The organism is Sphaerisporangium sp. NPDC005288, from assembly GCF_040607475.1.
Lineage (GTDB): Bacteria > Actinomycetota > Actinomycetes > Streptosporangiales > Streptosporangiaceae > Sphaerisporangium > Sphaerisporangium rhizosphaerae.
The window spans coordinates 1-12,470 of record NZ_JBEXGT010000036.1 but is presented as its reverse complement, the minus strand read 5'-3'; the positions used below and the strand labels follow the sequence as shown (position 1 = coordinate 12,470).

Here is a 12,470-nt window from a genome sequence, read left to right as displayed (position 1 = left end):
AGCCTACTCAGACCCCGGCGAGGGTGATGCCCGCGCGGTCGAGCGCCCACTTGACGCGCATGCGCAGCTCGCGCGCCACCTCGGCCTGGTGGGCGGGAACCGTCTTGACGGTGATCCTGAAGATCATCGCCTTGTCGGAGATCTGCTCGAGGCCGTACACCTCGGGTTCCTCGACGATCGCCGAGTCACGGAAGGCGGGGTCGGCCCAGACCTCCTCGGCGACGTTCTTGAGCAGGTCGCGGATGGCGGCGATGTCGGCGTCGTAGGCCACCGGGACGTCGACGAGGGCGCGCGACCAGCCCTGGGACTCGTTGCCGATGCGGTTGATCGTGCCGTTGCGGACGTACCAGACGCGCCCGTCGGCGTCCCGCAGGCGGGTGATGCGCAGGGTCACGGCCTCGACGGTGCCGACGGCCGTGCCGGTGTCGATCATGTCGCCGACGCCGTACTGGTCTTCCATCAGCATGAACATGCCGGCGATGAAGTCCTTGACCAGCTCCTGCGCGCCGAAGCCGACGGCGACGCCGAGGATGCCCACGCTGGTGAGGATGGGGGTGAGGTTGAGGCCGAACCGTCCGAGGATCATCATCGCGGCGGTGCCGAAGACGATCACGGAGATGAGGCTGCGCAGCACGGAGCCGAGGGTCTCGGCCCGCTGGCGGCGGCGCTCGGTGAGCAGGGCCGCGGCGCCGTCCACGCTCGTGCCGCCCCTCAGGCGCAGGCGCTCGGGCAGCACGCCGTCGGCCGCGCGCCGGATGACCCGGTCGATCAGCCGGTGCAGGATCGCCCGCGCGACCAGCGCGGACACCGCGATGAGGACGACGCTGATCAGCCACGCGAGGGGGGAGGCCCACCCGGGCGACAGCCAGTTGAGCAGGAACGTGCACGTCACGTCGTCCCCGCCGGCGCTGACACAGGTGCCCGCCACCTGCTTGCCCATATCGGCCAGAACAGACAGGTCGGACGCCGGTGGGGCGGTGGGGTCGACGGCGAGCATGGACACGCGGTGGGCACCTCTCGGATCGGGTCGGTCGGCGGAGACAATTATCGGTCCTCGACCTAGACGGAACGGTACTTGAACCGACTGACTCCGCCGACCGGCCCGGCCGCCGTCACGTGACGCCGGGGAAGACGGGAGTGCCCGGACCCGGGGCCGCGGAGGGCGGGCCCGGGCACCCCGGTGACGAGCGGCCCGGGACGGGGCACGCACCCGGAAGCGCGCCCCGCTCCGTTTCCGATCGGGGAGATCCCCGATCACCATCGGGCCAGGATGGAGGCTCGGACCCGATGGCTGCTCTGGGATGCCGGCGCGCGCCGCGTGGCGCCGCCGGGCGATGGTTCTGGCACGTGCCAGGGAGGTGGAGCCGACGGGATGCCCAGCGTCCGTGCGGCCGTGTCTCCACGGACGCCGGACGCTCCGCACCGGGCACCCCGCCGACCCCGAAGAGCCGCGGTGTCCACGGCGGACGGCGGTGACTGCGCTGCACCGCGTCCGTCACGTGTCCTACTCGCTCACCGCGGCCAGTACGCGGGCGACCTTGGTGGCCGCTCCTGCCGGATCGTCGACCTGGTGCATGCGCTCTCCCCACGACCACCAGTAGTAGGCGGGGGTCGCCTGCGGCCGGCAGGTGACGTTCTCGGCGAGGCTGGTGGCGTTGGGGTTGATCACGCGGACGAACGCCCGCCCCGACTGTGTGTGCACCACCCGGGCGAGCAGCCCCCGAGCGTCGAGCTCGTCGGCCAGGCGTTCCAGGTGTTGGAAGCTGTCGTCCACTTCGAGCCTTCCTCTAGACCGATTCGCGGCGATCACAGCCGGTGAATCGAGGCTGGTTGGCCAAATCTGACTCACCCGTGCCCGATGGGTCAACGAAGCTCGGTGGCGTCGTGGGTAAGGGGATATTTCAAGTGGGTTGAAAGAACGTCCCCGGCGGGGGACGATTCTATGCCAGCAGGTTCGAGCGTCCTTTCAGGTCCTGTCATTACTGGTCCATCATTCTCGTTAGACGCGGTTGACCGGCAAGAGGCCGCGTCCGCGCAGATGGGACCGGTCGGGGTCGGTGACCAGGATGGCGACTGGCCACGAGAGAGGGGCCGGGATGTCCGGCAGACAGCACAAGGAAACGGAGTTAGCGCGGCGAACCCGGGCGCGCGGCCTGGCGGTGGGGCGCACTACGGCCCGAATCGCCGAGGAGATTTTCGATGAGTGTGCTCCGCATTTCGGGACAAGTCGAATCAAATCTCACCGTCTCGCCCATGGCATCGCTCTGGCCGACGTCATCGAACAGGTGCGCGCCTTGTTCGAACGTGACGGGAAAGCCCTGCCCGGCATCGGAGAGACGCTTCTGAGCGCCTACGAGAGCGGGCTGAAGCGCCCCGGTCCGGAGTACCTCCATTACCTGTGCTCGGTCTACCGGGTGGAGCCGGTCGCCCTCGGATACGAGGGCCCGTGCATCTGTGGCCACGGCCACCGGATGCCGGGCGTCGTACGTGGCGGTCAGCAGGAGGCCGAATCCGACAGTCCCCCCGAATCGCGCGAGCTGTGGATCAAGCCGCTCAGCGATCCCTCGTCGGACGGGGGTGAGGAGGACGAGAACGTGTTACGCAGGACGCTGCTGCAGATCATCGCGAGCGGCGCGGGTGCCGCCGGAACGTTGAGCGCTCCGGTGCTCGGCGCCGCCGACGGCATTCGCCGCCGGATGGACGAGACCCTCGTGTCGACCACCGTGTCGCCGGCCATGCTCGACCACTGGGAGGAGGCGGCGACCTCCTTCGGCCGGCAGTACATGAACACGCCGCCGATGCGGCAACTGTGCGACGTGCTGCTGGAGTTCAGCACCGTGCGCCAGGCGATGGAGCGCCACCAGCCCATCGACCTTCAGGAGCGCCTGTGCGCCCTCGCCGCCCGGCTGTCCGGCCTGGCCGGCATCATCATGATCGATCTCGGCGACCAGCGGATGGCCCGGTCGTTCTTCCGCACCTCGCGCATGGCCGCCGACGAGACCGGCGACCGCGCGCTGCGCGCCTGGGTCACCGCTCGCGAGGCGCTGGTCCCCCTGTTCCTGGGGGACCCCCGCGAGGCGCTCAACCTGGCCAAGAAGAGCCGCGACCTGGCCGGGCAGACGCCGTGCGCGGCCAAGGCCATGGCCCCGGTCGTGGAGGCCCGGGCGCTGTCGATGCTGGCGAACTCCGGGGGCAAGAAGGACGTCGTCGACCAGGCCAAGCGGGCGCTGTCGCGGGCCCGGGCGGCCTTCGCCCAGATGACGCCGGCCCAGCAGGAGGACACGGTGTTCGGCTACACCGAGCGCCAGCTCTACTTCCACCAGGGCGACGCGCTGACGCGTCTTGGGCAGACCATCGAGGCCGACCTGATCCTGGAGCAGGCGCTGGAGAAGTACGAGGGGGATCTGCTCGACCAGACGTTGATCCGGTTCGACCAGGCGCACTGCCGGCTGCTCGAGGGGGACGGCGACGAGGCGCTGCGCATGGGCATGGAGGCCGTGCGGCAGGTCGGCGAGAGCTTTCGCACCGACATCATCCTGCGCCGTGCCACCGAGCTCGCGCGCAACATCCACGCCAGATGCGGTGACATCGCCGGGCTGCAGACCTTCAAGGACATCCTCGCCTCGCCGCCGCCTTCCACTTCCGCGACCTCGGAGGTCGATGTATGACGCTTTCGCTCAGGCGGTATCGCTGGTCCGATCGGGAAGCCGTCTGGGAGCTCCATCGCACCTGTCTGGCACAGGTGGGCATCACCGAGGGGGACGGGGTGTACTACGAGGACGACATGCCGCGGATCAACCAGGTCTACCTGGCCGACCGCGGCGAGTTCCTGGTGGGGGAGGTCGAAGGCGCCGGGGTCGTGGCCATGGGCGGGCTGCGACGCGTCGACGAGCGGTCCGCCGAGATGTGCCGGCTGCGCGTCCATCCCGACCACCAGCGGCGCGGGTTCGGCACGCTGATGCTGGAGGCGCTGGAGGAGGCCGCCGTCCGGCTGGGCTACCGCACGCTCCGCGGCGACACGACCCTGCTGCAGGGCGCGGCGCTCGAGCTGTACCGCAAGTACGGGTGGCGTGAAGTGCGCAGAGAGGACAGGGGAGGCCTCGTGGTTGTTTACGGCGAGAAGACGCTCGCCGCCCGCCCGTCCACCCAACTAACTCATTAGCGACATGTATTCACTTATCTAGTACAAATCATGTTCAATGCTTGCAAATTGGCGATTTTCCTCCTGATAATGGGTTCTTTGCACCTGGGAGCCGAGGAGGACACCCAATGAAGAAGATCGTCGTTCGCAAGCCGGGTATGGTCCACCTGACCGGATCCGCCAGCGCGATCCACAAGGGGTGACCGGCCGCACCGGTCACCACCTCTGGATCCACGGAGGACGCTCCAGGGACCGCCGCGGCGTGCTCCATGCCCTCGGCGCACAGGCCGGCCTGGGCATGGACGCCCGCCGGGTTCCGGTGTTCGACGCCCATCGCCGCCTGTGCGGCCCCTATACCTTCGGCGGATCCCTGCTCGCCCGGCTGCTGCCGCCCGCGTTGGAGCACTGCTCCGACGCGGTGGCGCGGCACGGGGCCGAGATCCGGGCGGCGGCGCCCGATCTTCGTGATCGGGTGGTCGCCCGCCGGGAGCCCCTCGACGCGCGCCTGTCCGCCGAGGAGCGCATCCTGGTCCCGGCGCCCCGCCGCAGCCTGCGCATTGCGAACGGAATCGCCGAATTCGTACGGGACGGCGGGGTGGCGCCGCCCGTCATCGCCGTTGACAACGTGGACGATGCGGACGGCACCGACCGCGAACTCATCGCCACGCTTATGCGCCGTTCGGACCCCGGTCGATTGACAATTGTCGTGCTTTCCAGTAAACCTCCGCCGGAATTTTTCTATGGTCATGACATAAACGCGGAAATATCCGCATCGGCGGGCCCGGAGGGCTCCGCGGCCGGTTACGTCGCCTCGGACGGCGTGCTCGACGACCCGCGGGCGCTCGCGGCGTACCGGGCGCTGCCCGAGGCCGAGCGCGCCCGCATGCACGACCGGCGGGCCGACGAGCTCGCCGCCACCGGCCGGCCATCCTGGACCCTGGGCGCCATCCCCTACCACCGCGAACACGGCGGCGACCCGCGCGGCGCCGGCGTCAAAGCACTGTGGGCGGCGCACGAGCACTGCATGCGCGAGGGGTTCCTGGAGGCGGCCGCCGACCTCGGCGAGCGCGGCCTGCGGCTCGCCGGGCCCGAGACGCGGCGATGGTGGGAACTGCTGCAGGGTACGGCGACCGCCCAGGCGGGCCTCGGGCGCAGGGACCGGGCGCGCGAGCTGTACGAGGAGGCTCGCCGCCAGAGCGTGGACGCGGAGGTGCACTCGGCGGTGGCGTACGGCACGGCCATGCTCGACGCGCGCCATCCCGACCCGGCCCGGCGCGACCTCGGCCGGGCGCGGGGCTGGATCAACCAGGCCATCGCCATCTCCGGCCTGCTGCCCGACCGGGCCGTGCGGGCGTTCAAGCTGGGCTTCGACCTCAACGGCAAGGCGCTGATCGAGATGCGCGGCGGCCACACCGACAGGTCGCTGGCCCTGGTGGAGGAGGCCATCGAGCTGGCCGAGAGCGACCTGCCGCCGGGACGGCACCCGATCCACCGCATGGTCCTGCGCGCCAACCGGGCGCAGCTCCTCGGCATGCTGGGACGGCCGGTGGAGGCGCTGGCCGAGATGGACGCCGCGGTCGCGATCGACCCCGCCTACCCCGACCACCACCTCGACCGCGGCAACCTGCTCTACCGGATGGGCCGCCCGGAGGCGGCGCTGGCCGACTACGAGGAGGCGATCGCGCTCAGTCCGCCGCTGCCCGAGGGGTACTACAACCGCGCCCAGCTCCGCGTCGCCACGGGAGACCTCGACGGGGCGCGGGCCGACCTGGACCATGTTCTGGAGCTCGACCCCGGCTACCTGGACGCCCGCATCAACCGGGCCGGGCTGCTCGTCCAGCTCGGCCTGGAGGAGCAGGCGCGCGCCGACGTGACGGCAGGGCTGGCCCTGGACCCGGGCAACCCGCACCTGTCGTGCGTCCTCGGGCAGTTGGAGGCGGCGGTGGGACGGCACGATGAGGCCATGGCGGCCTTCGACCGGGCCCTCTCGGGCGCCCCCGGGCTCGCCTCCGCCTGGGCGAACCGGGCGGTGCTGCGGCACGAGACGGGGGACGACGAAGGCGCCGTGGCCGACCTGACCACGGCCATAGAGCTGGGGGAGGACGCCGCGCTCTACTACAACCGTGCCGTCGCGCTCAGGGAGCTCGGCAGGCGGGAGGATGCGGTGGACGACCTGCGGCGCGCCCGCGACCTCGACCCGCACGACCCCGACGTCCTGAAGGCCCTCAGCGAGGCCTGACCCCGGCCGGCGCGGTCACTCCCGGCCGGCCGCGCCGGTCAGCAGGGTGATCACCTCGGCCAGGGACGGGGGCTCGACCAGGTCGGGCGGGGCGGCCAGATCCGCCGGGGCGAACCAGGCGTGCCCGAGGAGGAGGTCGCGTTCCTCGCCCGTCAGCATGGCGGGGACGACCTCCGGCGTGGTGGCGGCGAAGCGCGCCAGGTAGAACCGCTCCACCTTCACATAGCGGACGCCCAGCCAGTGGTAGTCGCGCTCCACGGGGACCCACGTGTCGGCCACGGCGTCACCGGGCAGACCCGTCTCCTCGGTCAGCTCGCGGCGGGCGGCCTCCAGCGGGGTCTCGCCGGGGTCGATGCCGCCGCCGGGCGGCTCCCAGAACATCACGCCGGCGACCGGGTCACGCCAGCGCAGCAGCAGCACGCGGCCGGATCCGTCCAGGCAGAGGACGCGGGCGGCGGGGCGATCGCTGATCTGCATCGGGCCGGCGCCTAGGACCGGCCGTCCTTGGGTCCCTGCAGATCGTCCGGCCCGGCGAGGTCGTCGGGGCCGTTGAGGTCGTCCGGCCAGGTGTTGGCCTTGATGATGTCCCAGAACTCGTCGGGCCGGTCGGCGCTCTTCCTGGCGCTCTGCCGCTGCAGTTCGGCGGCGATGGCGCGCTGCTCCTCGTAGGCGCCCTTCATCGCGTCGAGCCACTCCACCGGGTCCACCCCGGCGCGCTCGGCCGACCGCATCGCCATGTCGGCGTACTGCTCGGGCGTGGCGTTGAACGTCCAGCCGGTGCGTTTCATGAGCTGCTCGTCGGTCAGTTCACCGCGCTGCCAGGCGATGGCCTCGGCCAGATGCTCGGCGACGAACACGGCGTTGATGTAACCGGGCAGCATGGCCGCCAGGGCGACGGCCGCGCGCTTCTCCCCAGCTGACAACTCATCCCACTTCAGCACCCGCCGGCTCCTTCCCGCTCCTTCGGGCGCCACTGTACGCCTTCGCCGGTGAGGGCCGGCGGCAGCACCGCCGCCGGGGCGGCGCCCGGTGGGGGGTCAGGCCGCGATCATTCGGCGGTGACGACAAGGTCGGTCAGGTCCAGGTGCCGGGACAGTTCCGCGACGTCGGGGTAGTAGGCCACGTACTGGCGCCCCCTGCTCACGCGGAGGCAGGGCTGGTTGCCCACCACCAGCGCCTCGACCTCAAATCCCCTGCTGTCGACCCATTTCACGTCATAAAGGGTATGAAGCCCCAGGTCAACGGCGGGCAACCGCCCGCGTCGGATTACGCCACCTTATAGCTGGGTGACCGTAAGAGAGTTTGACGTCCCTAATACCCGGGGGATCGGTCCGGCCCGCTGCGCGCGGGCCGGCGGCGTCCGCCGCGCCCGTCGGGCAAGTCGCGGGGAAAGCTTCAGGAAGTCGCCGGGGCAACGACGCCCCGGAGCGGTAATCTGCCTCAACGTGAGCGAAGAGGTGGGTGCCCGGTGATCTCCGAGTATGTCCTGACCCTGTCCTGCCCCGACCGGCCGGGGGTGGTCGCGGCCGTCTCCGGGCTGCTGGCGGCGCGCGGATGCAACATCACCGAGAGCCAGCAGTTCGGCGACCAGGGCGCCGCGCGCTTCTTCATGCGCGTCCAGTTCACCTCCTCGCTGCCCGAGGACGACCTGCGCGCGGCCTTCGCCGAGCTCGCGCCCGACCTGGCCATGGACTTCCGCCTGCACGACCTGGCCGTCAAGCCGCGCGTGCTGGTCATGGTGAGCAAGCTCGGCCACTGCCTGAACGACCTGCTCTACCGGGTGCGCTCAGGGCTGCTCGACATCGAGATCGTCGCGGTCGTGTCCAACCATCCCGACCTGCGCCCGCTCACCCAGTCGTACGGCATCGACTACCACCACCTGCCGGTGACCGCCGAGACCAAGCCCCGCCAGGAGGCCGAGGTCCTCACCCTCGTCGAGCACTACCGTGCCGAACTGGTCGTGCTGGCCCGCTACATGCAGGTGCTCTCCGAAGACCTGTGCGCCAAGCTCTCGGGGAAGGTGATCAACATCCACCACTCGTTCCTGCCGTCGTTCAAGGGCGCCAAGCCCTACCACCAGGCCCACGCGCGGGGCGTGAAGCTCATCGGCGCCACAGCGCACTACGTGACGGCCGACCTGGACGAGGGCCCGATCATCGAGCAGGAGGTCGCGCGGGTCAACCACACCCACTCGCCGGAGGACCTGGCCGCCATGGGGCGCGACGTGGAGTGCCTGGCGCTGGCCCGGGCCGTGCGCTGGCACGCCCAGCAGCGCGTTCTGCTCGACGGGCACAAGACCATCGTCTTCCCCCGCTGACCGGGCGCCGTCCCGCACCGGGCGAGCCGCCGGCGGGCGAAGGTCCGGCGCCAAGGCGGCCAAGGCGGTGAAGGTGAAGGGGGCAAGGCTGTGACGGGGGGACGGGCGGGCCTGCCGGAGCGTCCGGCGGCCCGCCTCAGCGGTCCCGCGAGAGAACCTCAGCCGGTCAGGCCGGTGTGCTCGGCGAGGAAGGCGAGCTGATCGGCCATGAGCTCCACCGACCGGCTGACCGCGCGCGCCCCGTGCCCGACCTCGTTCTCGTTGCGCAGCAGGACGGGCCGCTCGTCGGCTCCCTGGGCGTGCTGGAGCGCGGCGCACATCTTCCAGGCGTGCAGCGGATGGACGCGGGTGTCGGAGCCGAAGACCATGAACAGCGTCGCCGGGTAGCGCACCCCCTCGCGGACGTGGTGGTAGGGGGAGTAGCCCCACAGCCAGCCGAACTGCTCGGGGTCGTCGGCCGTGCCGTACTCGACGTTCCACGTGGCCCCGAGGCCGAACTTCTCGTACCGCACCATGTCCAGCAGCGGCGCCGCGCACGCCACCGCCGCGTACAGCTCGGGCCGCTGGGTCAGCGCGGCGCCGACCAGCAGGCCGCCGTTGGACCCGCCGGAGATCGCGAGCTGATCGGCGGTGGTGACCCCCGTGGCGATCAGGTGCTCGGCGGCCGCGTGCAGGTCGTCGAAGACGTTCTGCTTGTGGCCGAGCATGCCGTCGCGGTGCCACTGCTCGCCCTGCTCCCCGCCGCCGCGCAACTGGGCGACCGCGTAGACGCCGCCGGCCTCCACCCACGCCAGGGTCGAGATGGAGAAGCCCGGGGTCATCGGCAGGCCGAACCCGCCGTAGCCGTACAGGATGGTCGGCCGGGGACCGTCGCCGGGCTTGGAGACCACGATCATGTGGACCTCGGTGCCGTCGGCCGAGCGGTAGACGACCTCCTCGGTGTCGACCTGCGGGATCTCCACGGCGCCGGGCGAGGCCGCCCACAGGGTCGTCTCGCGCGTGCGGGCGTCGTAGCGCAGGACGCACGTCGGGGTGGTGTGGTCGGTGTAGGCGAACCACGCCTCGTGGCCGCCCTCGGGCCGCTCGTGCAGGCCGCCGATCGTGCCGAGGCCGGGCGTCGGCACCTGACCGACCTTGGCGCCGGTGGCCAGGTCGTGCACCGTGATCTCGCTGATGGCGTGCCGCGTCCAGCCGACGAGCATCACCGGATGGTCCAGGTCATCCAAGATCGCGAAGTCGGACATCACCGCCTCGGGATCCTCGGGGATGAGATCGCGCCAGTTCTCGTACCCGGCCTCGCCCGGCTCGGTCACGCAGACGCGCGAGCGGGGGGCGTCGCGGTCGGTGAAGACGTACAGGCGCCCGTCGCGGCCGTACAGCAGGCTGGTCTGCGCGTCCACGTCCTGCTGCACGACGGTCAGCTCCGGCGCCTCGATCGAGGACGCCGACAGGTCGGCCGTCCACAGGTCGTTGCGGGGAGCGGTGCCCCGGGAGGCCGAGATGGTCAGCCAGCGGCCGTCCTTGGAGACCGCCACGCCGTAGTAGTTGGTCTTCTCCAGCCCTTCGCCGAGGACCATGACGTCCTGCTCGGTCGGCGTGCCAAGGCGATGCAGGTAGACGCGCCGGTGGAACTGCTCCTCGCCCTCGGGCACGTCGCCGGGCGCGAGCCTGCGCACGTAGTAGAACGCCTCGCCGCCGGGCAGCCAGGCGATGGGGGAGTAGCGGCACCGGTCGATCGGCCCGTCGACGCGCTCGCCGGAGACCACGTCGACGACGTGCAGCCGCGACTCCTCGTCCCCGCCCACGGAGATCTGGTACGCCAGCCGCCGGCCCTCCTTGTCCGGCTGCCAGGAGTCGACGGTGGTCAACCCGGAGGGGTCCAGCGCCATGGGGTCGAGCAGAACGCGCTCGTGCCCGCCGGGGTCGGCCGTGTAGAGCACGGCGTGCTCCTGCTCGGGGGTGCGGCGCATGAAGAAGCCGCGCTCACCCCGCCACACCGGCGCGCCCACGGTGCCCGAGCGCACCAGGTCGGTCAGGCGGTCGCGGAAGGCGACCCGCCCGGGTGACGCGGCCATCGCCTCGCCGAACAGGTCGCCTTGTGCGTCGAGCCACTCTTTGACCTCAGGCTGCTCGGAGTCTTCCAGCCAACGATATGGGTCGGGCACGGGCGTGCCGTGGTAATCGTCGACCACGTCGTCACGGCGTGCCTTCGGGTACGGCGTTCGCGTCATGGAGCGAGCCTATGGCACCCCGTTACCCGACGTGGGCCAACATTTCCGCTCCGTTGCGCTGGTGGCGGACAGAGCGGATGTTGGCCTGATCTGGAGTGATCTTTCCCCAATAGGTTTGCTTAGCGGGGTGAACCGGACATAAACCGGGAGGCGGGGTCTGGAAGACACGACCGTTAATTGGGGTGGCGGGAGAGTCGACCGAGAGGCCACACTTGCTTAAGGGCGGTGCCGTGGAACCCATCCGCTGGGCCGTCCGGCGGAGGTGCACGTGACGGAAGCATCCGGAGCCCAAGACGACGGGCCGCAAGCCGGGGTGTGCCGTGGCACATCCCAACCGATGGAGGCGCTGACGGCGGGGAAGGCCCGCTGATGCGCCAGGTCCTGCTGCTGAACGCCACGTTCGAACCGCTCACCACCCTCAACCTGCATCGGGCCGTCGTGCTCGTGATCAGGGAGAAGGCGGACGTCGTCCACCGCGACGGCCGGGGCGCCGTGCTCCGGTCGGCCTCGCGCACGGTCGACGTCCCATCGGTCATCCGGCTTCGGCGATATGTCCGCATTCCTTATCGGTCCCGCATCCCGCTGACCCGGGCCGCGCTCATGCGCAGGGACGACTACCGGTGCGCCTACTGCGGCCTGCGGGCGGAGACCATCGACCACGTGCTGCCCCGCTCCCGCGGCGGGCTGCACACCTGGGAGAACTGCGTCGCCTCCTGCATGTCGTGCAACCACCGCAAGGCCGACCGGCTCCTGGAGGAGATCGGCTGGACGTTGCGCGTGGCCCCGGTGGTGCCGCACGGCGTCCACTGGCGGCTCATCGGCGCCCAACTCGACGGCGACCCCCAGTGGGCCCCCTACCTCACCGAGACCGCCGCCTGACCAGCGGAACCCGCCCGGCCGCCGGGAGGTGCCCCGTTCCTCCCGGCGGGAACAGGGTCATGCCCGCCTGACCAGCGGGAACCCCGCCCGGCCGGCGGAGGTGCCCTGGTCGTCGTGGCGGTAAGAGGGGTCATGTCAGCCTGACCGGCGACAGGAGGCATCTCGCCGCCGGACGGGCGGGAGGCATCTTCCGCCTGACCGGGGGAGTGTTCCCCGCTTCACGAGGGGTGTCTCCTGCCTGACCGGTGCGAAAGGAGGTCTCTGCCCGCCGGGCGGGTGGCCGTCGTACCCTTGAGCCATGCCGCGTTACGACTATCGCTGCCGCGCCTGCGGATCGACCTTCGAGCTGTCCCGCCCCATGTCCGCCTCGGCGGACGCCGCCGTCTGCCCGCAGGGCCACGACGACACGGTGAAGCTGCTGTCCACGGTCGCCGTCACCGGCGGCGCCGCGGCCCCCCGCCCCAGCGGCGGCGGTTGCTGCGGGGGCGGCTGCTGCGGCTGACCCCCACCCCGCCCGCCGGTCGCCAGGGCGCGCGGCCGAGCGCGCTTGACTGATCACGATGGCGGTCGCGGGGTGGGCCCCGGGGGGGACCCCCGGGCGGGTGTCCGGGTCGGCCCCGGGGGGGTGTGCGGACGAGCACCGGGCCCCGGGGCCGCGGGGGC

12 protein-coding genes are annotated in these 12,470 nt (G+C 71.2%); 6 read left to right on the top strand and 6 right to left on the bottom strand.

Annotation, left to right across the window (positions count from 1 at the left end; translation table 11 throughout):
* Window positions 1-7 precede the first annotated feature (7 nt).
* Both ABZU32_RS29010 and ABZU32_RS29005 read right to left on the bottom strand, forming a co-directional pair.
* Window positions 8-997: a mechanosensitive ion channel family protein gene (locus tag ABZU32_RS29010; RefSeq protein WP_354850744.1), complete on the bottom strand. Its 990-nt coding sequence runs from the start codon at window positions 995-997 to the stop codon at window positions 8-10.
* A gap of 507 nt (window positions 998-1,504) precedes the next feature.
* On the bottom strand, window positions 1,505-1,774 hold the full coding sequence (locus tag ABZU32_RS29005; protein ID WP_354850584.1) for a hypothetical protein: 270 nt from the start codon (window positions 1,772-1,774) through the stop codon (window positions 1,505-1,507).
* A 511-nt stretch (window positions 1,775-2,285) separates the two neighbouring features.
* Between ABZU32_RS29005 and ABZU32_RS29000 the strand changes: the two genes are divergently transcribed.
* The 3 genes from ABZU32_RS29000 to ABZU32_RS28990 all read left to right on the top strand — a co-directional run bounded on the left by ABZU32_RS29000 (window position 2,286) and on the right by ABZU32_RS28990 (window position 6,380).
* Window positions 2,286-3,668: an XRE family transcriptional regulator gene (locus ABZU32_RS29000; RefSeq protein WP_354926929.1), complete on the top strand. Its 1,383-nt coding sequence runs from the start codon at window positions 2,286-2,288 to the stop codon at window positions 3,666-3,668.
* On the top strand, window positions 3,665-4,162 hold the full coding sequence (locus ABZU32_RS28995; protein ID WP_354850590.1) for a GNAT family N-acetyltransferase: 498 nt from the start codon (window positions 3,665-3,667) through the stop codon (window positions 4,160-4,162). Before ABZU32_RS29000 ends, ABZU32_RS28995 begins: the two co-directional genes overlap by 4 nt.
* Window positions 4,163-4,403: 241 nt before the next feature.
* On the top strand, window positions 4,404-6,380 hold the full coding sequence (locus ABZU32_RS28990; protein ID WP_354926927.1) for a tetratricopeptide repeat protein: 1,977 nt from the start codon (window positions 4,404-4,406) through the stop codon (window positions 6,378-6,380).
* A gap of 15 nt (window positions 6,381-6,395) precedes the next feature.
* On the opposite strand, the gene ABZU32_RS28985 is transcribed toward ABZU32_RS28990, so the two are convergent.
* The 3 genes from ABZU32_RS28985 to ABZU32_RS28975 form a co-directional block, all read right to left on the bottom strand.
* Window positions 6,396-6,857, bottom strand: coding sequence for an NUDIX domain-containing protein (locus tag ABZU32_RS28985; RefSeq protein WP_354926925.1), 462 nt, complete (start codon window positions 6,855-6,857; stop codon window positions 6,396-6,398).
* A gap of 11 nt (window positions 6,858-6,868) precedes the next feature.
* Window positions 6,869-7,321, bottom strand: coding sequence for a hypothetical protein (locus tag ABZU32_RS28980; RefSeq protein ID WP_354926923.1), 453 nt, complete (start codon window positions 7,319-7,321; stop codon window positions 6,869-6,871).
* Between the two features lie 107 nt (window positions 7,322-7,428).
* On the bottom strand, window positions 7,429-7,593 hold the full coding sequence (locus ABZU32_RS28975) for a hypothetical protein (RefSeq protein ID WP_354850600.1): 165 nt from the start codon (window positions 7,591-7,593) through the stop codon (window positions 7,429-7,431).
* Window positions 7,594-7,851: 258 nt separating this feature from the next.
* Here ABZU32_RS28975 and purU point away from each other — a divergent pair, with 258 nt between their 5' ends.
* On the top strand, window positions 7,852-8,697 hold the full coding sequence (gene purU, locus ABZU32_RS28970; protein ID WP_354850747.1) for a formyltetrahydrofolate deformylase: 846 nt from the start codon (window positions 7,852-7,854) through the stop codon (window positions 8,695-8,697).
* A gap of 158 nt (window positions 8,698-8,855) precedes the next feature.
* Here purU and ABZU32_RS28965 read toward each other — a convergent pair whose 3' ends face one another.
* Window positions 8,856-10,928 carry a prolyl oligopeptidase family serine peptidase gene (locus ABZU32_RS28965; protein ID WP_354926921.1) on the bottom strand — a complete coding sequence of 691 codons (2,073 nt, stop codon included), beginning with the start codon at window positions 10,926-10,928 and terminating at the stop codon, window positions 8,856-8,858.
* Window positions 10,929-11,297: 369 nt separating this feature from the next.
* Here ABZU32_RS28965 and ABZU32_RS28960 point away from each other — a divergent pair, with 369 nt between their 5' ends.
* Together ABZU32_RS28960 and ABZU32_RS28955 are read left to right on the top strand one after the other, a co-directional pair.
* Window positions 11,298-11,807 (top strand): HNH endonuclease, encoded by a 510-nt coding sequence (locus tag ABZU32_RS28960; protein ID WP_354850605.1) that lies wholly within the window; start codon window positions 11,298-11,300, stop codon window positions 11,805-11,807.
* Window positions 11,808-12,105: 298 nt separating this feature from the next.
* On the top strand, window positions 12,106-12,309 hold the full coding sequence (locus tag ABZU32_RS28955) for a zinc ribbon domain-containing protein (protein ID WP_354850608.1): 204 nt from the start codon (window positions 12,106-12,108) through the stop codon (window positions 12,307-12,309).
* The last annotated feature ends 161 nt before the right edge of the window (window positions 12,310-12,470 follow it).

Bases quoted from the DNA above. Each gene is read 5' to 3' on its own strand.
- ABZU32_RS28955 (WP_354850608.1), top strand. From the start codon at position 12,106: ATGCCGCGTTACGACTATCGCTGCCGCGCCTGCGGATCGACCTTCGAG.
- ABZU32_RS28965 (WP_354926921.1), bottom strand. From the start codon at position 10,928: ATGACGCGAACGCCGTACCCGAAGGCACGCCGTGACGACGTGGTCGAC.
- ABZU32_RS28985 (WP_354926925.1), bottom strand. From the start codon at position 6,857: ATGCAGATCAGCGATCGCCCCGCCGCCCGCGTCCTCTGCCTGGACGGA.
- ABZU32_RS28960 (WP_354850605.1), top strand. From the start codon at position 11,298: ATGCGCCAGGTCCTGCTGCTGAACGCCACGTTCGAACCGCTCACCACC.
- ABZU32_RS29010 (WP_354850744.1), bottom strand. From the start codon at position 997: ATGCTCGCCGTCGACCCCACCGCCCCACCGGCGTCCGACCTGTCTGTT.
- ABZU32_RS28995 (WP_354850590.1), top strand. From the start codon at position 3,665: ATGACGCTTTCGCTCAGGCGGTATCGCTGGTCCGATCGGGAAGCCGTC.